A 23,349-nucleotide genomic window follows, 5' to 3' on the forward strand; every position below is an offset into this window, starting at 1 on the left:
AAAAGATGTTTCCTGACAATCTCATTTTTTGAGTTAGCAATCCCAAAAAAAAATTGAGCAATCACAAAAAAAAAATTACAACTCGCAAAAAAGAATCGAGGTGCAAAAAATTGATTGTCGCCCCTTAAAAGTTGAATGTTAGCAGTTGCAAAGCCAATTTTGGCAAAAAACAGCGAGATTCTGAGTAGTAAAAACAGAATTTAGCGCAAAAAAAAGCCAATTGAGGTCAATTAAAAGCAATTGAAAACCAACAACTATTTACAATGCGCTTTCTCTTTTTCTGAAGCCTGACGATAGCCTAAGGTTAAAGCCATTTGCCAATCGGAACAACTACCGGCGAGGTCTTCGAGTTTAAACCGAGCGTTTCCTCTTCCATAGAAGGCTTCACCCGATTTAGGAGAAAGGGAAATGGCTTTGTCAAAGTCGGTAATTGCACCTTTGTAGTCTTTGATTTTAACTTTAGCGTTTCCTCTGGCAGTAAAAGCATCTGCATAGTTTTCGTCTAAACTAAGCACCCTGCCAAAATCAACAATAGCGTCCCGATGTTCTCCAAAATTGTCTTTAATCAGGGCGCGGTTAAACAAAGCCATTTTATGGGTCGGGTCTAATTCAACCACTTTGTCGAAATCATAAAGGGCATCTACAAATTCGCCTAACTTCATGCGAACAGTGCCTCTGTTGTTGTAAGCATCCACAAAATAAGGGTCAAGTTCTATGGTTTGTTTGTAATCGGAAATTGCGCCTTTCAGGTCGTCTGCACTTCGTCGGGCAATGGCACGGTTATAATAAGCCATAGTGAATTTTGGGTCTAACTGAATCGCTTTGTTAAACTCTTTGATGGCTTCGGAGGGTTTTTCAAGTGCTGTATATGCTTTGCCTTTCTGATTATAGGCAGCGGTAAAGTTAGGGTCAATGTCAATTGTTTTAGATAAATCATCCACAGCTCCTTTAAAATCATTGAGGTTATGCTTGGCAATGGCACGATTGTAGTAGGCAGATTTATTGTTTGGGTTGTTTTTAATGGCATGGGTAAAGTCAGCAATAGCAGCCGCATATTTTTCCATTGCCAACAACGCACTACCCCTGCTTTCATAAGCAGATTCGTGTTTGGGATTTAGTTGAAGCAAGGCATCAAAATCTGCAATCGCCGCATCAAACTCACCCATTCCCGACTTTGCAACAGCCCGGTTATTGAAAGCGGCTTCATATTTAGGATCAATTTCAATGGCGCGGTCAAAATCGGTAATTGCACTACCATAGCTGCTGAGCGCAATTTTAGCGATTCCCCGGTTGTTATATGCAAGTTTGTATTGTGGGTCAAGGGCTATAATCTTATCATAATCTGCAATAGCGCTTTCAAAGTCTTTAATAGCAGCTTTAGACAAGGCACGGTTGTTGTAGGCAGATTTATATTGGGGTGAAAATTTAAGTGCCAAATCATAATCAGCAATAGCTCCGATATGATTTCCCAAAGCGGCCTTAGCCAGTCCTCTGTTGTTGTAAGCAATTTTAAAAGTGGAATCAATTGCTATTGCCTGTGAATAATCTAAGATGGCAGATTTGAAGTCATTCATATCTGCATGTACCCTTCCCTTGTAATTAAAAGCCGCCGCATATTTATCGTCAATTGAAATAGCTTTGGTAAAATTAGCAATAGCGTCAACATGCTGACCTACTGTATTTTTCAAAATACCTTTATTAAAATAAGCCAGTTTATATTCCGGATTAAGCCCGATAACCTCGTCATAGATTTTTTCGGCAGCGGCATATTCTCCCATAGCCACTTTTGACAGACCGCTCAACAACATGTTGTATAGTTTAAGTTCTTCCGGAGTTGCTGCATCGGTTACCACTTCTTTAATCTGGATTCGGGTTTTCTTTCGGTTAACATAAGCGGTTTCAAAGTCCCTGTTTAGTTCGAGAACCCGGTTAAAGTCTGTAACTGCATTTTCAAAGTCGCCGTTTGCTACTCTTGCATTGGCCCGGCTATTAAAAGCATCAATGTCTTCAGGGTCAAGGTCAACAACGGCGGTAAAATCTTCAATGGCACCTGAAAAATCATTGATGCTGTATTTTGCAGCACCTCTGTTATAATAGGCGAGTTTATATTTAGGATCTAAATCAAGCGCTTCATCAAAGTCTGCAATCGAAGCTTCGTATTCCCCGAGTTCAGCCTTATATTGAGCACGATTACTATATCCGGAACGAAACTGATTATCAATAGAAATCGCAACATCGTAATCGGCTATAGCTGCCTGATAGTTTTTCATGGCTGCTTTTACACTGCCGCGGTTGCTGTATGCCATTTTATTGTTAGGATCTAACTCTATGATTTTGTTAAAGTCAGTCAATGCTTCGTCATAACGTTTGAGGGCAGCAAATAGATTACCTCTGTTGCTGTATGCGCTTAAATCATCCTTTTTTAACTCTATCACCTTAGAAAAGTCTTTCACCGCTCCTTCAAAATCTCTGATTCCTGCCTTGCTTTTACCTCTTCCTGCAAAAGCTGATGGGTTATCGGGCTGAGTTTTTATGGCGGAAGTAAAGTCCTTGATTGCCTGTGTATGGTTGGCGGTCAAAGCATGTACTTCGGCACGGCGTAGATAGCTGCTTCCAAAGCTATTGTCTATTTTTATGACAGTGGTAAAATCTTCAATAGCACCTTTGTAATCTCCTACCTGAGTCTTACTTCCGGCTCGTTTGTGATAAGCATAAAGGTATTTCTTGTCAAGTTTAATGGCAGAATCGAAGTCGCTGATTGCCCATTGATGTTTGTTTAGATTTGCTTTAGACACACCACGGTAAAAGAAAGCAAATTTGTTTTTCTTGTCATACTCAATGGCTTTATTGTAGTTTTCCAATGCTTCAGTATATTCTCCAATGGCATATTGAAGGCTTGCAATCTGAAAATATACTTCGTGATTATTGGGAGCAAGTTTGTTGAGTGTGTTAAGGTCGGCAATAGCTCCTTTTAAATCGCCGGTTTCAACCTTCGTATTTGCCCGGTTGCTATAAGCCAAAGTATTTGTGGGTTCTAAATCAATGGCTTTGTCATAGTCAAGCAAAGCACCGGGGTAGTCTTTCATTGCTGATTTGGCGGCAGCTCTACTGGCATAGGCATCCGCATTTTTTGAATCTCGGGAAATTACCGAATTATAATCGTTAATCGCATCTGTGAACTTTCCTGTTTTTAGTTTCACATGTCCCCGTTGTAAATAAGCAGTAAGGTTGGAAGGTTCAAGTCTGATTATTTCGTCAAAATCCAGAATTGCTTTCGAATAATTTTCAACCAAAACTCTGATTTTCCCGCGTTCCATTAAAGCAGGAACATCTGTTGGACGAAGTAAAATAACTTTGTTAAAATCGTCTAATGCGGCAGAATAGTTGCCGGAACTGTTATAAAGCAATCCTCGCTGAAAAAAGGCATCGGCAAATTTTGTATCTAAAGTCAGGGCCTTAGTAAAATCACTTAAAGAGTTCTGATTGTCTTTGATAGATTTGCGAACCAAAGCCCGACGATAAAAAGCTTCAGCATGATTTGGCATCAACTCAATATATTTGTCATAATCAACGATGGCACCGGTCAAATCACCAATTTCAGTTCGTGCTGATGCAGATGCAAAATAAGACTGTGCATAGTCAGAATAAATGCCTATTGCTGTTTCAAAATCAACTATTGCTCCAAGATAATCTTTACGAGCCATTTTTGACAATCCACGTTGATAATAAGCCTCCCGAAATTGTTGGTCTAATGTCAGGGCTTTTTCATACGTGGCAATGGCCTCTAAATGATTGGAAAGTGCAGCCTGTGTAATTCCCAAATGAAGTACGGCATACTTATAGGAAGGCTGTAGTTCTATTGCCTTTTTGAAATCAGCAATTGCTCCGTTATAATCTAACAATGTAGATTTTGCTAATCCTCTTTTATAATAAGAAACCGGGTTCTGAGGGTCAATCCCAATTGCTGCATGAAAATCGGTTAATGCCGACTGATTATCACCGTTGAACATTTTGGCAACACCTCTATCTACATAAGCCAATGAAAACTGAGGGTCTAAACTGATAGCCTGATCAAAGTCAAGAATTGCAGCCGGATAGTTTTTAAGATTGGTTTTGATTTCACCTCTCAAAACCAAAGCATCTTTTTGATTAGGCACTAAGGTCAGGTAATTGTCTATGTCTTTTTGTGCTCCTATATAATCATGGATATCATTTTTACATTTTCCTCTTTGAAAATACAGATCGGAATATTTATAGTCAATTTGGGCAGCCTTATCAAAGTCAGCTATCGCATCCGTAGGTCTGTTCAGCAACGAATAAGCAAGCCCACGTTGGTAAAATGCAAGTTTGTTTTTTGGAAAACGATTAGCGACCTCCGTAAAATCGGAAATTGCGTTTTGATAGTCTCCATCCGACATTTTCATCATACCAATTGCAACCCGGCTCTGTTCAATGATTGCCTGAAGCGTATCTGAAATAGCAGTAGCTTTCTCTTTTGAATAATAAACAGAAGAGTATTTACTATCAATCTTAATAGACTGTTTAAAATCGGCAACTGCTCCATCATAACTGCCCATTGCGGCCTTTAGCTTTCCACGTTCATAAAATGCAGTAGCGTAGTTAGGATTTTGTTCAATAAGTCTATCGTAAAATGCAATTGCGTCGTTATAGTTCCCTGTTTTCAGAGCAATCGCTGCGCTGTTTTCATAAGCTTCTTTGAAACCGGGATCAATTCTTGTGGCTTCGGCAAAGTCAGATAGTGCATCCGATCTTTTATTTAATGCAGCCTTAGCTTTACCTCTTTCGTTAAAAGATTCGGCAATTTGATTGTTAAATTTTATTGCCTGATCAAACTCACTGACTGCACTTTTAAAATCATTTAAGGCATAATGCGCTTTGCCGAGTTCCAATCTGACAACCCATGAACCGGGCAGTTCTTCGGTGGCAATGGTAAAATAAGCTCGGGCTACGGCAAATTCACCGGATTCCATTTTTTTGCGACCTAACAAAAAATTTTGATTGTTTTCAGTCTCAACTGATGCTTGGGTTTCCTTTTTTTGCTCGCCCGAGTTTAAACTCTGAGCAATCAAGCTAAAAGCATTTAAATGGCTAACCAACAAAATTGTAAGCAACCCAATAGCGGTTTTGTAAAAATTTACTGCCATAAAAAGAACACAATGTAAATGCAAATAGTGAAGTATAAAATTCTTGCACACTAAACCTGCAAAAAAGGTTCTGTGCTATGACTTCAGGCAGTTTAGTTCTTAACTATAAAAGCTGATATTTGTAGGGTTAATTTTCTGTTTTAAAGGTAAAGTCCTTTTAGGTATTTAGTAATAAAAAGGCGAATTTTTTTTTGAATTTCTTCTTAATGCAGGATTAATATAATTTGTATTCAACCAATCTGCATTCTAAAGGGCCATTGAACAAGGTTATACGTCGGGAAGTTTGTAACCCAATATGTTTCAATCCTTCAAGATGCCCGGTTAATATCCAGGCAGTAAAGTTTTTGTAATGTCTTTTTAATGTGTTGCCAATTTCCTGGTAAAAGTTATTGATTTCGTAAGGTTGTAATCTTTCCCCATAAGGTGGATTTATAAAAATAACCCCGGATAACTCGTCAATCACAGCTTTGTTGTCCAAAAAATCGGCGGTAAAAAAATGAATATCCGGCAGTCCTGCATTTTGAGCATTTTCTTTTGCTTTTTTAACCGCTGAATTCAAAATATCTGAGGCATAAATTGGAGAATCGGGAGAAGGTTTACTTTGACGAAGAGCATCTGCGACTATTTCTTTCCACAATTTCCCGTCAAAATCACGCCATGACTGAAAACCAAATCGTTCTCTAAATATGCCGGGGGCAATATTTCTTTGAATTAAAGCAGCCTCTATGGCAATTGTACCTGAACCGCACATTGGATCGAGAAATAAGGTTTGTCCATCCCACCCACTTAACAACACCATACCTGCTGCAAGCACTTCATTCAACGGAGCTTCTACCTGAAAGGTACGGTACCCTCTTTTGTGTAGTGATTGGCCTGAACTGTCTAAAAGTAGATTTACTTTATTTCCACTAATATGTAATTGAATTAAAAAATCAGGTTCGTGAGTATTCACTGAAGGGCGTTGATTGTTGAAATTGCTTCTAAAGCGATCGGCAATAGCATCTTTCAATTTTAAAGCTGCATATTGAGTGTGTGGAAACAAAGGGGAGTGAATCGTAAAATCAATAGCGAACGTATCGTTTGTACTAAAATATTTTTCCCATTCTGTTTTAAATGCCAGACGATACAATTCATCGGGACTGTTTGCTGAAAAACTGGCAACCGGCAACATAATTCTGAAGGCAGTTCTTAGATATAGATTCGCTTTGTATAACATTGCTTTATCCGCAAGAAAATGAACTACTCTATTTCCTTTAAAAGTTACCTTTGCGCCAAGATTGGCAATTTCACCGGCTAAAACTTCTTCTAACCCCTGTGCGGTTTTTGCTATTATTTCGTTGCTATACATAAATATTTGGGGTGGGTTGGATTCTATTTTAATTAAAGCTAAGTCTTTCATTCAATATCGCACAAACTTAATAACCATAGTAGTCATTTATCTTGTTTTTTAGAAAAAAAATTAACTTTATATCATTGCCAACCTACTGAAGCAAATGGAGTCAAGCTGCATTGATTTTTTGGAAAACTAATCAAATCAATAAGACTAAAACATACATGACCAAAAAATGAAAAGATTATTTCTTTCAATCCCGTTCACATCAAAGATTAATCATGCCATTTTACTAAAACTAAAGCTTTTTCCGGAATATAAATGGATTGCATCTGAAAATCTGCATCTCACCGTCCATTTTATTGGAGAAACCCGGGCTGAAGATATTGCTTTGATAACCAGAAAAGTTATAGCTATTACACATTATATACCTCCATTTGATTTAGTTTTTAAAGAGACGAAAGTAGTGCTAAATTCAAACAGAGGGCCAATGATTTGGCTGACTTTTAAAGAAGTTGAACCTTTAAATACTATGGCTAACCTGATTTCTGAAGTATTAAGCAACAGTCCTGAACATCAGTTTTACCCTCATATCACCTTGTTGAGAATGTCCGAACAAAAAGGAAATGATATCATAGCGAAGCAACTCGTTAATAGGTTACAAATTGAGCCATTTTCTATTTCCGTTCGACAAATTGAGTTATGGGAATCAATTCAAACGGAACAAGGCAGGAAATATTTAAGCTTAGTCAAGTTTGAATTAAAGGGGTAAATAAGTAATCCTTGAGTATAAAATTAGTATTAGAAGTAAATTTAGAATATGGAAGCATATTTTGACTTCTTTAATCAGATTCACCCAATTGAAAAACACTCTTTTGAGCTATTAAAAGCAAGCGTAAAAACAGTTTCATTCAATAAAGGAGAGATGATAATCGTTCCCGGTCAGGTGGCAAGAAATTGTTATTTTGTGCTTACCGGGGTTCAAATGTCTTTTTTTGAAACCGAAAGCAATTCACATGTTCTGGCGTTTACTTACAACCCAAGTCTATGTTCAATACCGGAATCTTTTTTAAACCAAAGCGAATCCAAATGTTACCTCAAAGCTTTGACAAAAAGTTCGATGGCTGAAATCTCTTACGAAACCCTTCAACAATTATTTAATCAATCGCAGGATATTGAGCGCTTATTCAGAAAACTCACTGAAAGTATCCTTGCAGGGATGATAAACAGGCATATTGAATTACAAGCGTTAAGCATTTTGGAAAGATACCAATCATTTTGCAATCGAAGTCCACATCTTTTGCAATTAGTACCTCATAAATATATCGCTTCTTATCTTCACATCAATCCGACAAACTTCAGCAAACTGTATAACAATGTCAAGATTTAAACGCTTTCAGGATTTACCATCCTTCTTCTGAAATCAAATAAGCTAATGCGGTCATCGCAGCAGCCCCCATTTTGAGTTCACGCTCATTTACTTTATCAAAAGTGTCGTTGGGCGTATGATGATAGTTAAAATAACGTTGTGGGTCGGGTACTAATCCTAGACAAGTAGTCCCATGTGGTTTCAAATATTTAACATCCACTCCACTAAAACCCTTTTCAAACTGATGAATCCCAAAAGGTTCGAGCAAAGTGCGATATGATTTTAGTTTAGCAAACCTCTCCTCCGTCAGTGTTTCATTATTGGTTTCAATGGTAAATCCTCTTGGACTAAAACCACCCCTGTCTGATTCTATAGCCGCAATACAGGATTCTCCATTTGTACTTGTAAGTTTGGCATATTCTTGTGCGCCTTTTGCGCCATTTTCTTCATTCATAAATAACACACAACGTATGGTGCGTTTTGGAGTAATTCCCAACTCAACCAAAGTTCGCAGCACTTCAATAGAATGAACCGTTCCGGCTCCGTCATCATGTGCGCCTTCTCCGTTATCCCACGAATCTAAATGTCCGCCAACTACAATTACTTCATTGGGAAACTCAGAACCTTTAATTTCTCCGATAACATTGTGTGAAAGACGGTCAGGATGTTTCATACAATTCAATTGAAGATATAAAGACAAATCAGGGTCCTTGGTCATCAATCCTGTCAGTAAGTTGGCATCTTCAGTAGCAATTGCAGCAGCCGGAATTTTGGGTTGGTCATCCTCATAATGCATGCTTCCGGTATGGGGATGTTCATCATCATTTGAAGCCAAAGAACGCAATACAAATGCAACTGCTCCATATTTAGCAGCTTTTGATGCCCCGGTAAACCGATTCGAAGCACAAGCAGAATAAGCATCGAAAGTATCTATAAAAGTGGGGTCAAAAGGGCGGTCTAAGTACACGATTTTACCTGAAATTTGCTTAGTTCCCAATAGGTCTAATGCCCCTAAGCTGTCAATTTTAATGACTTTTGCTGTAACACCCCATTTCTCTGTGCTGACTGAACCTCCTAAAGCACAAACATTGACCGACTGCCAGCCAATATGTTTACTGATAATTCTTGCCTCTTCCTTTCCGGTTCTTTCCCAATATGGCACCATAACATCTTGTTTATATGCATTTACAGTATTTATGCGTTCCAAAGTTTGTAAAGCCCATTCCACTGCTGCCGCTGCTTGTGGAGAGCCGCTTAAACGACCTCCAATTCTTTTGCATAAATATTCAAGGTCAGTATAACATTTGCCGGAACTTAAAGTATGATCAAATATTTGTTTAATAACCTTTTCTGTTTCTAAATTCACCAACTTAGGTAGATTGTCTGAAGACTTATAGATGGCTGAAATAAATATTACTCCGGTCATTATTATTCCGAAAAGAATAACCCATTTAGAACTGCTTTTTTGCATGTTTGTATTTTAAAAATAGAGTTGAAAATTGTAAAAATAAAGGCAACGTTACACTTCAATTTTACGTTATTGTGGTAAATTCCTAATCAAAAATAATTCTTGTTCAACTCTTCTTCACCCATAGTTTTAGAAATTAAAAAACTAAAAAAACCTGTTTAACTAAACAAAATTAAGTTTCAGATTGCAGGGAATGAAAAATCTACAACTTTATGTCATTAAATAACCTTAGACACCTGACGTTCATTTTTTTATTGCTTCTCCTAATGTTTTCCTGTGAAACAACTTACGATTATCAGGAAAATCCAACTCCGGTTTTTTCAGCTCAAATTATTGGTTCTTCCGGAATTGTATTTATTTGGTACGCCACACAAATTATATCAGACTACGATGAAACATCTCGTATCATTACTTTGACCGGTACTTCTGAAGACGGAACTACTGTTATCATAAGAATGCCCGAATCAGAAGGTTCTTTTTCGTTTGCAGCGAAACCTTTAGACAACAGTGCTGCTTCAAATTTCCCAATTACCTCTTTCGTTATTCTAAACGGAGTAGAATTTGTGCAAAATAACGCAATTAGTGTGAATGTTGAAACTATTAAGGTCTCAGAAAGAAGAATATCCGGTTCATTCTTTTTTAAGGGATTAGATATCAACACAGACAACCAGGTGGAAGTTAGAAACGGGCAGGTATTGAATGTAGCTTATTAGAAGTTTTTGTTTTCCTCTATTCATTTTGTTGGTTTATTTTGGTAGAGACTGTTTTAAATCAGCTCACAAACTTGTTGTATGTTTATGCTCCAAAATAAATACGAATGAATCAAACTCATATTCCTATAGATACTATTGTAGTTAATTCTAAAATTTACTCGGTTGACAATCAATTCCGCCAGTTTGAAGCAATTGCGATTGACAAAGGCAAAATCTTAGAATTAGGAACTACAAAACACCTGAAAAAACGCTATGCTGCCAAAGAGTTGATTGATGGTAAGGGAAGATATGTTTATCCGGGGTTAATTGATGCTCACTGCCATTTATTGAGGTATGCAAAACAGTTAAAAGAACTCGATTTGTTCGGTGCAAATTCTATGGATGAAGTAATAGATAGAACAAAGCAATATGCTGCAGCAAATCCAAACTTGAAAGCTATAGTTGGCAGAGGCTGGAATCAAAACTTGTGGATTCCGCCTGAAATGCCAGATAATTTGAAACTAAATAAAGAATTCCCAAACATACCGGTCGTGTTGACACGCATAGATTTACACGCTGCTATTGCAAATTCTGCCGCATTACAACAAGCCGGATTAATAGAAAATCCCAATTCAATTGATGGTGGGATTGTTGTACTAAAAAATGGTTTCCCAACCGGATTATTAATTGACAATGCCATTCAAAAAGTGGTTGAAACACTTCCAGAACTTTCTGATGATGAATTCATAAGATTGTTAATGAAAGCGCAAAAAAACTGTTTGGCAGTTGGATTGACCACCATAGGAGATGCCTTGGTAATGCCGGATGAAATGAGGTTGCTCTTAAACATGGAAACCAACAATCAATTAGCACTTAGAATAAATGCCATGATGTTGGCAACAGAATCGAATATCGAAAAGTATTCAAAAAAAGGCATCCAACTATATTCTAAACTGACTTTCAGGACATTTAAGTTTTTTGCAGATGGAGCTTTAGGGTCGAGAGGTGCTTGGTTGCAAGAACCTTATTCAGATGATCCGGAAAATGTTGGAATACCAATGCTGAACGAAGAATTATTTATTACCCAATTGAATAAGATTAAATCTTGCGGATTTCAGGTGGCTACTCATGCAATAGGAGATGCGGCCAATCAATTTGTTTTAAAATGTTACAGCCAAGTACTCACTCCCGGCAACAACCTGCGCTGGAGGTTGGAACATGCTCAAATTATGCCGACACAATATTTATCAATAATCAGAGATTATAAAGTCATACCATCCGTTCAACCGACACATGCCACTTCAGACATGTATTGGGTGAAAGATCGAATAGGAAACCGGTTAAAAAATGCCTACAATTTTCGCCAGTTACTTCGACATGGTGGATTGCTTGCAATGGGAAGTGATTTTCCGGTTGAAGATATAAACCCTTTGTTAGGATTTTATGCTGCCATCAGCATGAAAGATTTAAATGGTTTTCCAAATGGAGGGTTCAAACCGGAAGAAACAATCACAAGAAAAGAAGCATTAAAAGCCATGACGATTTGGGCTGCTTATGCACAATTTTCAGAAAACAGTTTGGGAAGTCTGGAAGTTGGCAAACAAGCCGACCTTTGTATGTTAACTTCAGACCTGATGAATATTCCAGAAAATGAAGTTCCAAATACAGAAGTATTGCTTACCATGGTTAATGGCGTAATAGAACATAGGATTATTTAGTGAATGACACAAATTGGTCAATAATTCTAAAATACGGTTAAATCATCCTACTTTTGACCATTTAAAACTGTATTCTTCAATATGGACAAAACAATTGAACAATACCGCAATGTTGTGGTTCAGATAGCAACTCCATATAGCACCGGTACCGGATTTTATGTAAAGGAGTATGATTTAATAGTTACTAACTTTCATGTAGTCAGTGATAGTGTTGAAGCTGTAATTAACGGCAATCAAATTCCTGAAACTACGACTACCGTTTTATTTAAAGACCCTGCATACGATCTTGCTTTTCTGGAAATGCCATCTAATGCACCAAAGCCTGAAGTTCATTTAAACTCACATGTAATACAAGGCGAAATAATTTTGGCTATTGGTCATCCTTATGGGTTAAAATACAGTGCAACAAAAGGAATTGTTTCAAAAGTAGAGCGACAATATAATAACATCAAATATATACAGATTGATGCTTCAATAAATCCGGGTAACAGTGGGGGGCCTTTGGTAAATTTAAACGGTGAGATAGTTGGAGTGAACACATTTATTTTGCAAGGAGGTGAAAATTTAGGTTTCGCTTTACCGGCCTATTATCTCAGAGAATCTTTGGAAGAATATTTACCATTCAAAGGGAAAAGATCTACACGATGTATTTCATGTTTTAATTTGGTTTTACAATCGAATGCAGTTGACAATTATTGCCCAAACTGCGGGGCAAGACTGTCTTTTTATGAAGAAGAAGTTTATCAGCCTGTTGGCAGAGCGAAGCTGATAGAAGAATTAATTTCAGAGTTGGGAAAAAATCCTGTTCTTGCAAGAAGAGGTGCTAATGCTTGGGAAATCAATCATGGAACTGCTTTGATTGAAATAACCTACGAAGAAGAACTTCGGTATATTATAGGAGATGCTCAACTTTGCAGGCTTCCCAGAAACAATATTAAAGAGATATACGAGTTCCTGTTGAGAGAAAATTATTCACTTGACAATGTGATGTTTAGTGTTTATGAGCAAGACATTATTTTATCAACGGTAATTTATGATGCCTATTTTACCCGGGAGATGGCTTTAACTATTTTCAAAAATCTTTTTGAAAAAGCTGATTTTTACGACAATATTCTCGTAGAAAAATATGGGGCAATCTGGAAGGCCAAAGAAGAGTAACCCAAAATAAAAAGACCATGTCATTCAAATCGAATAACATGGTCTTATCTAAATTCACTGAAAAAATTTTAAACTAAACTAACAATCCTGATCGCTATTATTTTTTTGTGCTTCATAAGTGATACTTCCCGGACATCCGGTACCGCGATGACATGCCGTAAAAAGGGTTAGTGTAAACACTAAAGTTAATGTAAAAATACCAATTTGTTTAATGAAAGATTGTTTCATCTGATAATGTCAGGTTTTTTGTTTAATAATTTGTTGAGTAACGCAATATCTTCGTACTTTATTACACTAAACTTCAAAACAGCTAAAATTGTTGCCCAATTCTCCTTTTTTCACTCAGTTTACTATTATTTTGGCGGCAAAATTTCATTATTCAAGGATTATTGGTTGATGGTCAATCCCCTGTTGATATTCACGTAACCGTTTTAGTTTTTCACTTTTAATTGTTCACTTTAAAAATGCGATTACATTTTATTGCCATTGGTGGAAGTATTATGCACCAATTAGCGATTGCTATGCAAAGAAAAGGTCATTTAGTCAGCGGTTCTGATGATGCAATTTTTGAGCCGTCTAAATCAAATCTGGAAAGAAACAATTTGCTTCCGGATAAAACAGGATGGTTTCCTGAGATAATAACCAATGAACTTGATGGCATTATCCTGGGAATGCACGCTAAAAAAAATAATCCGGAATTATTAAAGGCACAGGCATCCGGTATTCCTGTTTGGTCGTATCCCGAATTTCTTTACCGACATGCAGCAAACAAAAGAAGAATTGTAATAGCCGGTAGTCATGGTAAAACTACCATTACTTCTATGGTTATGCACGTTTTAAAATATTGGGGCTGCAAATTCGATTTTATTGTCGGTGCAAAAATTCCCGGATTTGAAGAGTCTGTTTCTTTGACCGAAGAAGCCCCCATTATAGTTATAGAAGGTGATGAATATCTTGCATCTGCCATTGACCTGAAACCTAAATTTCTATATTACCGTCCTCATACTGCTCTTATTAGCGGAATCGCATGGGATCATATCAATGTCTTTCCTGTTTATAAAGAATATGTCGAACAATTCAGGTTGTTTGCAGACAGCATAGAAGATGGAGGGGATTTGGTCTATTTTGCCGGAGATAAAGAGGTTGAATCTATAGCTCTAAAAGTTAAACATGCAAATAAATATCCTTACACAACTCCGGATTACATTACTGATCAAAATGAAATTTGGCAAGTAATCAGAAACGGAAAAGAATACCCTATTCAAATATTTGGGGAACATAACCTGCAAAATCTGATTGGTGCTAAAATGGTATGCGAACTATCAAATAATATTTCCGAAACTCAATTTTTTGAAGCTATTCAATCATTTACCGGCGCGTCAAAAAGGCTCGAAATAGTAGCTAATTCAAAAAGTTGTACGGTTTACAAGGATTTTGCACATGCCCCTTCAAAAGTAACAGCAACGACTAAAGCGGTCAAAGCAATGCACCCTAACAGGCAACTTATCGCCTGTCTTGAATTACACACTTATAGTAGTTTGAATACTGACTTTTTGCCTTTTTATGCAAACACTTTGCAACCGGCAGAAAAAGCTGTTGTTTTTTACGATCCGGAGGCTTTGGCTATTAAAAATCTTCCGCCAGTAAGCGATAGTTTTATTATCAATTGTTTTAAACATCCAAACCTGATCGTTTTTAACACGCCTCAAGACATGCAAAACTATTTAATGAGTTTAGATTTTGAAAACACAGACTTGCTTTTGATGAGTTCGGGCAATTTTGGGGGTATCAATTTGAATAGTATTGCTATATTTGCAACGGAATGAACCAGATATACCCTGATTCAGGACGATATACAAACTCTTCATTGATAGATCACTAACAATAAAATAGTCATGCTCCAACTTCAGAGACCGTTAGCCATTTTTGATATAGAAACAACTGGAGTCAATTTAGCAACTGACAGAATTGTTGAAATCAGTGTCTTAAAGTTGATGCCAGATGGAAACACTTTAAGTAAAACATGGCGTTTAAATCCTACCATTCCCATACCTCCTCAAGCTTCGGCAATACACCATATTTATGATGAAGATGTTGCCAATGAACCTTTCTTTTCACAAATTGCTGAGAAACTGAGCGAATTGTTAAAAGACAGCGATATTGCCGGCTATAATTCCAATCAGTTTGATGTGCCGATTTTGATTGAAGAATTTCTAAGGGTTGGGATTGATTTTCGAAATACGGAAAGAAAGTTTATTGATGTTTTTCGTATTTTCCAAAAAATGGAAAGAAGAGATTTGGCTGCTGCCTATAAGTTTTATTGTAATAAGGATTTAGAATCTGCACACAGTGCTGAGGCAGATGTAATGGCTACCTATGAAATCCTGATTGGTCAATTATCACTATACAAAGATAGTTTACAGCCTAACGTTCCTTTTTTACATGACTTTTCTTCTGATCAAGTATTTGTCGATTCCGGCAGGAGGCTAATTTCTGAAAATGGTGTTATCAAATTTAATTTTGGCAAACATAAGGGCAAACCGGTAGAAGAGGTTTTCGGTATAGAACCTCAGTATTACGATTGGATTATGAAAAGCGACTTTCTGTTAGATACTAAACAAAAAGTCAAAGAAATCAGAGATACCATAAAAGCAAAAACGGGAAAATAACCATTTTTGCAACTATAAATTCAACACAAGAGTTACTTCTGAAAATTTATATTCTTTAACTACTGTTTCAATTAACTTTCTTGTTTTATTGACCCACAAAACTTTGAGCAACTTGGCTGACAGCATCGTAATTATACCTACTTATAATGAGAAAGAAAACATTGCCGCAATGGTAGAGAAAGTGTTTTCGTTGCCCAAAGATTTTCATTTGTTGATCATTGATGACAATTCTCCCGATGAAACAGGGGCAATAGTTCAACAATTGATAGACGACAAGTTTGAGGGGAGGCTGTTTTTGGAACAAAGAAAGGGCAAACTCGGATTGGGAACGGCTTATATTCACGGGTTCAAATGGGCTTTGCAAAAAGAATATTCCTATATTTTTGAAATGGATGCGGATTTTTCACACAATCCGGACGATTTGGTTCGGTTGTATGATGTTTGTGCTTCAGGAAAAGCCGATATCGCAGTTGGTTCAAGATATGTAACCGGTGGGAAGGTTGAAAATTGGCCTATGAACAGAATATTGCTGTCGCGTTTTGCTTCATTATATGTCAGACTTATCACCTGGCTACCTGTACATGATACTACCGCAGGTTTCGTTTGCTACAAACGCATAGTTTTGGAAAGTCTGAATTTAGACAAAATCAAATCGGTAGGCTATGGTTTTCAGATTGAAATGAAATTTGCTTCCTGGCGACTTGGATTTACTATTGCCGAAATACCAATTACATTTACCGACAGGATTTGGGGAGTTTCTAAAATGAGCAGCGGTATTTTTAAAGAGGCCGCGCTGGGAGTAATTAAAATGAAGTGGCAAAGTTTTTTTAAAAACTATGCCCGCACCTTGATTTCTTAAATCACTAACTAAAATATTATGAGCTTAATTTCAGACATCAGAGCAAGACAGGTTTTAGACTCTCGAGGAAACCCAACTGTTGAAGTGGAAATAATTACCGAAGATGGCAGTATGGGCAGAGCGATTGTTCCGAGCGGAGCAAGCACCGGAAAGCATGAAGCGGTTGAACTTCGCGATAAAGATGTTGATATTTACTTGGGAAAAGGCGTAACCAATGCGGTAGAAAATGCTTTTAAAATTTTTAATGAAATAGAAGGGATGAGTGTTTTCGATCAGGCCGAGATTGATTCTCTGATGTGTGAGATTGATGAGACCGAAAATAAAAGCAATCTTGGAGCAAATGCCATTCTGGGAGTTTCAATGGCAGTGGCGCGTGCGGCAGCAGCTTGTTTAAAGCAACCGCTTTACCGCTATTTGGGGGGAGTGAATGCGACAACTTTACCCATTCCCATGATGAATATCCTAAACGGTGGCGCTCATGCCGACAATAGTATAGATTTTCAGGAATTTATGGTGGTGCCTGTGGGGGCTGAAACTTTTGCCGATGCACTGCGGATGGGCGTTGAAGTATTTCATCACCTTAAAACTGTCTTGAAAGGCAAGGGTTATTCTACTAATGTTGGGGATGAGGGAGGTTTTGCACCAAACATCAAATCCAATGAAGAAGCTATCGAAACGGTATTACATGCCATTGAAAAGGCAGGTTATCGCCCGGGAGAGGATATTCTGATTGCCATTGATGCGGCTATGTCCGAACTCTATTTGCCTGAAAAAAAGATGTATAGCTTCAAAAAATCTACCGGAGATATGCTGACCTCCAACGAGATGGTTGAGTATTGGGCGGAATGGTGCAAAAAATACCCCATTATTTCTTTAGAGGATGGAATGGACGAAGATGACTGGGACGGATGGGCAAAATTAACCGAAGAATTGGGCCATTCCATTCAATTAGTAGGGGATGATTTGTTTGTTACCAATGTTAACCGTCTTGCTGATGGTATTGAGAAAGAAATTGCAAACGCTATTTTGATTAAAGTCAACCAAATCGGCACACTTTCTGAGACATTTAACTGCGTGCGGCTTGCAGGCAGGTACGGATATAACAGCGTTATCAGTCATCGTTCAGGCGAAACGGAAGACACGACAATTGCAGATATAGCGGTGGCATTAAATACTGGACAGATTAAAACAGGGTCTGCTTCGCGCTCTGACAGGATAGCTAAATACAATCAATTGCTTAGAATTGAAGAAGAGCTTGGAACTGCTGCTTTTTACCCCGGGAAATACTATCGCTTTATGTGATTTTATATGAATCAAAAAGAGGCTCCGCAACATAGTTACAGAGCCTCTTTTTTTTCTTCGGGATATGGCAAATCCAAAAGCCTTTATTCTACTTTTTCTCCGTCTTTATAGGTATATTCAATTGTTTTATTGCCTTCCTGATCATACCAGATGGCTTTACCCTCTCTTTTTCCGTTCTTAAAAACTCCTTCTTCCTGAAGTTTTGCATTGTCGTAATAAAGCTTTCGGGGGCCTTCTAATTTCCCGTTTTTGTAGTTTGCCTCTTCCTTAACTCTTGTTCGGTTGTAAACAAGCCTTTGGCCTTCCAACTGGTCGTTTATGTAAAACATTTTTTCAGTAATCCCCCCTGTTTCATCTGCTTTGAGCATTAACCCGTGCTTTTTCCCGTCCTTGTAACTTGTTACTGAAGAAATTAACCCTGAATTGACAAAATAAGTAACCCAGGTGCCTTCTTTTTTACCATTCAGCATATCGCCTTCTTCTACCACTTTTAACTGTTTGTCTTTTTTAACCGCTTTTTGAAGTCCTCCACCTCCCGGATACTCTGTAAGAATATAGTCTTCTTTACTTACCGTGCTTTCTGCTTTTTTACTTTCCTGACTACATGAGGCTATCGCAAACATTGCGAATACAATTAGTAATGATTTTAAGCTGTGCATAGGTTAAAAAATTTGGTGTTTTTCAAATTTGATGTTTTGGGTGCAAATTTATTGAATTAGCCATGGATTGGAAAAAAGTTTTCACATTCCTTAACACACATTTTTTTAAAAAAAATAAACGTGCGGATTAGTTTTGCTCCCGTGCAACAAAAGTTTACTGTTGTGCGAAAAGTTTCTACTATAGTACTATTGCACTACAAATCTGGAACTTATGCGATTGTTTTCCATTTCTACAACTGCCAGATAAGTTCCGGCAGATAGTTTGGTTACATCAAGGGGGATTGCCTGAACCTCTCCGTTTCCGGAACTAAAAAGTATGTCTGAAACCTGTTGCCCCATCAGATTGAAGATTTTGACGGATAGATTGGCTGTTTTCGTATAATTGGCGGGCAATTCTACCATTATAGTTCCGGTTTTTGAAACAGGGTTAGGCGCAATTTTTACATTTAGTTTTCCACTTTGGTCAGCCTGACCGGTTCCAACGGCATTTCCCCATCCGGGCAAAGAAGTATCGCAGTTGGGCGGCGGGAATGTGAGGGTAGTGCTTCTGAAAAACCCTTTACCGTGTGTTCCGATATACAGCACATTACAACCTTGTTGTTTGATGGGCTCTTGTCTGATTCTGAATACCGGAATCCTGCCGATGGTATTGTTTTGTTCAGACCAGGTGTATTCATAAGTGCTTACTCCTGTTTGAACGATATCACACATCCATACGCCAAGGTCGGTTCCGGCAAAGAGGCGGTTGGGGTTGTCGGCATCAATGACTAAACTATATACCGGCATCGGAGGCAGCGCATTATCTCCAACGCCCTGAATAGAAGTAAATGTGGCTGACGAACTAAAGGCATTGGTAGTTCTGAAAACATAGTTGTTGTTGTTGTAATTTCCCATGGTTACCACTATTTCCTGCGGATTTCCCGGATTGGAGGTAACAGAGGTTACGTAGCGACCGGAACTTTGACCGGTGATTTCGGATACTGAAAATATTTTTCTGTTAATGGCCGAAATGGCAGCGATGGAAGGATTAGGGCCAAACTCATCCACCAGCACGTTTCTCAACACCATGACTCTTCCTCCGGTAGAGCCTGCCAAGATCATGACCTTGCCAGAAGGGTCGCGGGCTATGCTGACCGAACTGACGGTTCCGCCTCCCGTGAAAGTGCCGACTACCTGCCAGTGTGGAACTTTGCTGACGTTTAACGCCTCGATAGTCATCCAAACCTGACCGACTCCGTTCCCTGTTGCATAAACTGCCAGTCCGGTGGTGAGATCTTCATACAAAATAGTGGGCGTGATGAAGAGAGGATTGTTGTCAACATGTCCATCTGAGTCGCAATCGCCATTAGCCTGTGTGGGTTGGCAGTCTATGTTTTCGTCCAAAAATCCGCCATAGGCAAAGGATTCTCCGCCGTTGGGAGAGCGTCTTAAAGCGCCTTCCTGATTGGCTGCAAACATGACATCGGGATTTATTTTTGAAATGTCGGTAAATCCTCCGTCACCGCCGGTAACGTCTAATCCTGCAAAGTATGAGTCGGTATCGAAGCTGGTAAAGATAGTTCCGTTGTCCTGAGTTCCGCCCAGCACCCTTCCGTCATAACCTGCGGCGATGGCATAAAACTGGGTTACGTTGTAGTTTTTGTTAAGGGCTTTCCACGTTGGAGCATTTTGAGTGGCATTGGTGGTTCTGAATACGCCGCCATCACAACCGATGTATATGATATTGGGGTCGGTAGGATGATAAGTCAGAGTGTGAAGGTCAACATGGACATAGTAGGGGTTGAAATAACTTTCAGATCCGTCTGTAACTGCTTGCCAGTTGTCGGTTGAGGACCAGGACCACAGCGTCAATCCTCCGACAAATATTCTTTCAGGATTGGAGGGGTCTGCAATAATACAGAGGTCGTACCATCCCTGACAATAGCTGGACGTGCCAAGCGGGTTGAAAACGCCGTTTACCCCGGCTCCGATTTCGACCCATACATCTCCGCCATTGGAAGATTGCAAGACCTGACGAAGACAACCGTTTGGGAAAATGGTAACAGCATAGATGTAATTTGGATTGGAAGGGGCAACAGCCAGTTTTTTGTTGTCGCCAATGTTCGGAAAATCGCCCAGATTGCTGCCGCTTTTGTTTACAAAAGTCAAACCATCGGTTGATTTGAGGTATCTGCTGCCTACCAGAGCATGAACATGTCCGTTCGAAGCTACTTTTACATCGTATCCTGAACCTGAATTATTTGGAATACCTTCCGGCGATGTCCACGTATTTCCGCCGTCTGTGCTTATATATAATGAGCGTTCGGTAGTTGCATAAATCCAGCCTTCATTAGTGGGATGTGTGTCTAATGCTATAACATAAGCCCATTGCTGATTGGCGTTATTTGGAGCTGGTTGGGTAGAACTCAGGAGTGAAAAGGTATTACCCCCATCCGTAGATTTGTAAATGCCGCAACCCCGGAAATGCGCTGTTGCCGGTTCCGTAAAAGTCGGTGGACCATCCGGCTATTTTTTCTCCGGTACCGATATAGATATCTCCATTTGGGGCTTGGGCGATACAGGAAACGGCAAGGCAGGGGCTATCTGTATTAAAGGGATGTTCTGCCCAGTTGACGCCTCCGTCAAATGACACCCATAACCCACCGGACACAGAGCCGGCAAGGAGATGATTGGTATTGTTGCGGTCTATCAAAATGGCGCGGGTTCGCCCTCCGATATTGTTGGGTCCAATGAACTCCCAGTCCAATATGGCGCTGCCCGATTTGGCTAACTGCATCTGATCGGCTTTTTTCCGCGCACGAAACACATCGTCCGGCGAAACTTCACCGGTTTGGGCATTGCCCCGCATCCTGCTCAGGTATTCTAATGCACCTGCCACCCCTCTTTCGCTTTCTTTGTGAGGGTTGTTTTTATTGTTTTTGGGGTCACCGGCTATGTAAAAATATCCTGCGGCGGCTGCGACAGTCAGGATGAACAGGGGGAGTAAAATTTTTTTCATATATTATATACAGGTTGTTGGTATAGGTTGCAATTATACGACTTTTACCCCAAAAATCTGACAACTCCGAAAGGATTGATGAGCAATTTCTGACAGTTAGCGCAAAATCCGTTTATTTGCGGCCAAAATCTGCCGGAATTTCGCCCCAATTTGGGGTATCCCAAACCAAAATCTCAGTGGTATATTCGTTATTTTCTAACCAGTTTATGGCACGGTCTATCAGTTTAAACAGCGTTTCTGTTTTATGGTTGCGGTCAAGCGTGGTTTTTACCTTCTTGTTTTTTACCCATGTCCTCGCTGTTAAGGAATCTGTATAAACAGGAATGATTTTATTTTGTTTTTTGAGCAAGGCCAAAGCATGTACCAAAGCCAAAAACTCACCGATATTGTTGGTGCCTCCTTCAAAAGGGCCCTGGTAAAAAATCAACACTCCGGACTCGGTATTTACCCCCCGGTATTCCATGATTCCGGGATTTCCACTACAAGCAGCATCCACCGAAATGCTCGGAACAATGGGGACGGAATGTTTGGATTGTTGTTTGGAATTTGTTTGTTTGCTGACCGCCGAATTTTGATTCGTCTTTTTAAAATAAGTTTCCGGTTTGTTACTAAAAGCCCGGATGGCTTCTGCCTCTGTGGGAAACGATTTGTACTTTGCGCCCTCAAATCCCATAGTCTGGGCTTTACATTCCTCCCAGGTAGCATATATTCCGGGAACTCTTCCGACCCAAACGGTATAGAATTTTGACTTAGAAACAGCCATTTGCAAATCTGAAATTTTCGGGCAAAGGTAATTGAAAGGAATTAGAAAAGGAAGTCATTTAAAGCCCGGAACAGGTAGTATGGGTTCAATTCGAGGTTGTGCAACCGCGGTTCGGGAAAGTGTAAAAACATATACACCTTCTTTTATGTGGCAATTGCAGAAAACATTACAGCACTATCTGCCGGCTCTGTATCTCCTGACCCGTACTGATTGTTCAGGAGAAAAAACCGCGCTAAGTTTCGGTAAGGTTGAAGTTTTGAACGGTGGTGATGCCTTCGTTGACGGGGACGTTGGTAATATTGACCGTTTCGAAGCCGGCTGCGTAGCTGGTGAGGTCGTAGTTACCTTCCTCAATCAGTCCAATTCCATACCTTCCGTTGCTGTCAGTATGGACGGTAATGTCCAATCCCAGGACACTTATCGCGGCGTTTTCGACCGGCTCGGAGGTTGCTGTGTTGATGACCTTGCCTTTGAGCGACAAGGCCGTATCGGATTCGTGGGTGGCGGGGAGCAGATATTGGTTGTATTTAACGGGGTTGTTGCGGTAAATAATTTTGGCGGCGCGGGCAACGAGGGTTACCGAATCCCAGATTTTGTTGTAGGCGGTGATGCGCTTGGAAGTAGCGACGGGGCGGCTTTTGATAAAATTGTTTTGTATCTGATTGGCGCTGTCAAGGGCATTGGCAAGGCTGTTGATATTGGCCAATTTGGCGGCATCAAAGTTTACCGCATCCAACTGCGTGGCATATTTGGTGGCGGTGATGAACAAATCGCGCATAAACTGCAACATCAAAGTCTGGCTGGCGCGGACATTGTCGTAGTTGTCGAAACCCAATTCGTGCAGCTTCGGGGCATCGGCTTTGGCGGGGAACGCTCTGAGGACAAAATATTTCACCTCCTGAAAACATTCGCGGCATTTTCTCATCGCTGTTTCGACCGTCTGGGTCAGCCCTGTTTGCACGTCCACAAGGGCTTCGTCGCTCAAAATGGCTTCTGCGGCTTCAATGTCGTCCAACCAGTCGTCTGAAAAAGCGGTGTCTAAACCGGCATCAAATGCGGTAAAGTCGGCAACGTCGGCGACAAACAAATTGCGCATATCCTTGGCATACTGAAGGCAGTTGTCGTAAGAAATGTTGAATTTCCGGGCTATCTGATCCATATCAAGGGTGTTTTAGCGGGAAATCTAATCGGTTTGGTTT

The 23,349-nt window shown here is 39.5% G+C and carries 18 protein-coding genes; 9 read left to right on the forward strand and 9 right to left on the reverse strand.

The window, feature by feature from the left end; translation table 11 throughout:
• Positions 1-254: 254 nt before the first annotated feature.
• Positions 255-5,165 carry a tetratricopeptide repeat protein gene (locus IPM47_14555; protein QQS28081.1) on the reverse strand — a complete coding sequence of 1,637 codons (4,911 nt, stop codon included), beginning with the start codon at positions 5,163-5,165 and terminating at the stop codon, positions 255-257.
• A gap of 214 nt (positions 5,166-5,379) precedes the next feature.
• Positions 5,380-6,498, reverse strand: coding sequence for a class I SAM-dependent RNA methyltransferase (locus IPM47_14560; protein QQS31487.1), 1,119 nt, complete (start codon positions 6,496-6,498; stop codon positions 5,380-5,382).
• Positions 6,499-6,730: 232 nt separating this feature from the next.
• On the opposite strand from IPM47_14560, the gene thpR reads away from it, so the two are divergent.
• Together thpR and IPM47_14570 are read left to right on the forward strand one after the other, a co-directional pair.
• Complete coding sequence (thpR, locus tag IPM47_14565; GenBank protein QQS28082.1) at positions 6,731-7,267, forward strand: RNA 2',3'-cyclic phosphodiesterase; 537 nt, start codon at positions 6,731-6,733, stop codon at positions 7,265-7,267.
• Positions 7,268-7,315: 48 nt separating this feature from the next.
• Positions 7,316-7,885: a Crp/Fnr family transcriptional regulator gene (locus IPM47_14570; protein ID QQS28083.1), complete on the forward strand. Its 570-nt coding sequence runs from the start codon at positions 7,316-7,318 to the stop codon at positions 7,883-7,885.
• A 13-nt stretch (positions 7,886-7,898) separates the two neighbouring features.
• On the opposite strand, the gene IPM47_14575 is transcribed toward IPM47_14570, so the two are convergent.
• A complete protein-coding gene (locus IPM47_14575; protein ID QQS28084.1) occupies positions 7,899-9,335 on the reverse strand; it encodes a M20/M25/M40 family metallo-hydrolase in 1,437 nt (478 codons plus the stop codon).
• 209 nt (positions 9,336-9,544) lie between these two features.
• Here IPM47_14575 and IPM47_14580 point away from each other — a divergent pair, with 209 nt between their 5' ends.
• The 3 genes from IPM47_14580 (at position 9,545) to IPM47_14590 (ending at position 12,900) form a co-directional block, all read left to right on the forward strand.
• The gene (locus IPM47_14580; GenBank protein QQS28085.1) at positions 9,545-10,045 is read left to right on the forward strand and encodes a hypothetical protein; all 501 of its coding nucleotides are present in this window, start codon (positions 9,545-9,547) and stop codon (positions 10,043-10,045) included.
• Between the two features lie 104 nt (positions 10,046-10,149).
• On the forward strand, positions 10,150-11,742 hold the full coding sequence (locus IPM47_14585; GenBank protein QQS28086.1) for an amidohydrolase: 1,593 nt from the start codon (positions 10,150-10,152) through the stop codon (positions 11,740-11,742).
• Positions 11,743-11,823: 81 nt separating this feature from the next.
• Positions 11,824-12,900 carry a trypsin-like peptidase domain-containing protein gene (locus tag IPM47_14590; GenBank protein QQS28087.1) on the forward strand — a complete coding sequence of 359 codons (1,077 nt, stop codon included), beginning with the start codon at positions 11,824-11,826 and terminating at the stop codon, positions 12,898-12,900.
• A gap of 78 nt (positions 12,901-12,978) precedes the next feature.
• Here IPM47_14590 and IPM47_14595 read toward each other — a convergent pair whose 3' ends face one another.
• Positions 12,979-13,128 carry a hypothetical protein gene (locus tag IPM47_14595; GenBank protein ID QQS28088.1) on the reverse strand — a complete coding sequence of 50 codons (150 nt, stop codon included), beginning with the start codon at positions 13,126-13,128 and terminating at the stop codon, positions 12,979-12,981.
• Positions 13,129-13,364: 236 nt separating this feature from the next.
• Here IPM47_14595 and IPM47_14600 point away from each other — a divergent pair, with 236 nt between their 5' ends.
• The 4 genes from IPM47_14600 to eno all read left to right on the forward strand — a co-directional run bounded on the left by IPM47_14600 (position 13,365) and on the right by eno (position 17,730).
• On the forward strand, positions 13,365-14,726 hold the full coding sequence (locus IPM47_14600) for a peptidoglycan synthetase (GenBank protein QQS28089.1): 1,362 nt from the start codon (positions 13,365-13,367) through the stop codon (positions 14,724-14,726).
• 69 nt (positions 14,727-14,795) lie between these two features.
• On the forward strand, positions 14,796-15,569 hold the full coding sequence (locus IPM47_14605) for a 3'-5' exonuclease (protein QQS28090.1): 774 nt from the start codon (positions 14,796-14,798) through the stop codon (positions 15,567-15,569).
• A gap of 112 nt (positions 15,570-15,681) precedes the next feature.
• Complete coding sequence (locus tag IPM47_14610) at positions 15,682-16,428, forward strand: polyprenol monophosphomannose synthase (GenBank protein ID QQS28091.1); 747 nt, start codon at positions 15,682-15,684, stop codon at positions 16,426-16,428.
• An 18-nt stretch (positions 16,429-16,446) separates the two neighbouring features.
• A complete protein-coding gene (gene eno / locus IPM47_14615; GenBank protein QQS28092.1) occupies positions 16,447-17,730 on the forward strand; it encodes a phosphopyruvate hydratase in 1,284 nt (427 codons plus the stop codon).
• Positions 17,731-17,813: 83 nt separating this feature from the next.
• Here the strand turns inward: eno and IPM47_14620 are convergent, their stop codons facing one another.
• From IPM47_14620 to IPM47_14640, 5 genes are all read right to left on the reverse strand, one after another.
• Entirely contained in the window at positions 17,814-18,389 is a 576-nt protein-coding gene (locus tag IPM47_14620) for a toxin-antitoxin system YwqK family antitoxin (GenBank protein ID QQS28093.1), read from the reverse strand.
• A 186-nt stretch (positions 18,390-18,575) separates the two neighbouring features.
• Positions 18,576-20,537, reverse strand: a complete 1,962-nt coding sequence (locus IPM47_14625; protein QQS28094.1) for a T9SS type A sorting domain-containing protein — start codon at positions 20,535-20,537, stop codon at positions 18,576-18,578.
• A 274-nt stretch (positions 20,538-20,811) separates the two neighbouring features.
• Positions 20,812-21,387 carry an exo-alpha-sialidase gene (locus IPM47_14630; protein ID QQS28095.1) on the reverse strand — a complete coding sequence of 192 codons (576 nt, stop codon included), beginning with the start codon at positions 21,385-21,387 and terminating at the stop codon, positions 20,812-20,814.
• Positions 21,388-21,499: 112 nt separating this feature from the next.
• Positions 21,500-22,150 carry a ribonuclease H family protein gene (locus IPM47_14635; GenBank protein QQS28096.1) on the reverse strand — a complete coding sequence of 217 codons (651 nt, stop codon included), beginning with the start codon at positions 22,148-22,150 and terminating at the stop codon, positions 21,500-21,502.
• A 232-nt stretch (positions 22,151-22,382) separates the two neighbouring features.
• The gene (locus IPM47_14640) at positions 22,383-23,309 is read right to left on the reverse strand and encodes a carboxypeptidase-like regulatory domain-containing protein (GenBank protein ID QQS28097.1); all 927 of its coding nucleotides are present in this window, start codon (positions 23,307-23,309) and stop codon (positions 22,383-22,385) included.
• Positions 23,310-23,349: the final 40 nt, after the last annotated feature.

Source organism: Sphingobacteriales bacterium (genome assembly GCA_016700115.1).
Taxonomy (GTDB): domain Bacteria; phylum Bacteroidota; class Bacteroidia; order Chitinophagales; family UBA2359; genus UBA2359.

Bases quoted from the DNA above. Each gene is read 5' to 3' on its own strand.
- IPM47_14555 (QQS28081.1), bottom strand. From the start codon at position 5,165: ATGGCAGTAAATTTTTACAAAACCGCTATTGGGTTGCTTACAATTTTG.
- thpR (QQS28082.1), top strand. From the start codon at position 6,731: ATGAAAAGATTATTTCTTTCAATCCCGTTCACATCAAAGATTAATCAT.
- IPM47_14570 (QQS28083.1), top strand. From the start codon at position 7,316: ATGGAAGCATATTTTGACTTCTTTAATCAGATTCACCCAATTGAAAAA.
- IPM47_14575 (QQS28084.1), bottom strand. From the start codon at position 9,335: ATGCAAAAAAGCAGTTCTAAATGGGTTATTCTTTTCGGAATAATAATG.
- IPM47_14580 (QQS28085.1), top strand. From the start codon at position 9,545: ATGTCATTAAATAACCTTAGACACCTGACGTTCATTTTTTTATTGCTT.
- IPM47_14585 (QQS28086.1), top strand. From the start codon at position 10,150: ATGAATCAAACTCATATTCCTATAGATACTATTGTAGTTAATTCTAAA.
- IPM47_14590 (QQS28087.1), top strand. From the start codon at position 11,824: ATGGACAAAACAATTGAACAATACCGCAATGTTGTGGTTCAGATAGCA.
- IPM47_14595 (QQS28088.1), bottom strand. From the start codon at position 13,128: ATGAAACAATCTTTCATTAAACAAATTGGTATTTTTACATTAACTTTA.
- IPM47_14600 (QQS28089.1), top strand. From the start codon at position 13,365: ATGCGATTACATTTTATTGCCATTGGTGGAAGTATTATGCACCAATTA.
- IPM47_14605 (QQS28090.1), top strand. From the start codon at position 14,796: ATGCTCCAACTTCAGAGACCGTTAGCCATTTTTGATATAGAAACAACT.
- eno (QQS28092.1), top strand. From the start codon at position 16,447: ATGAGCTTAATTTCAGACATCAGAGCAAGACAGGTTTTAGACTCTCGA.
- IPM47_14620 (QQS28093.1), bottom strand. From the start codon at position 18,389: ATGCACAGCTTAAAATCATTACTAATTGTATTCGCAATGTTTGCGATA.
- IPM47_14630 (QQS28095.1), bottom strand. From the start codon at position 21,387: ATGAAAAAAATTTTACTCCCCCTGTTCATCCTGACTGTCGCAGCCGCC.
- IPM47_14635 (QQS28096.1), bottom strand. From the start codon at position 22,150: ATGGCTGTTTCTAAGTCAAAATTCTATACCGTTTGGGTCGGAAGAGTT.
- IPM47_14640 (QQS28097.1), bottom strand. From the start codon at position 23,309: ATGGATCAGATAGCCCGGAAATTCAACATTTCTTACGACAACTGCCTT.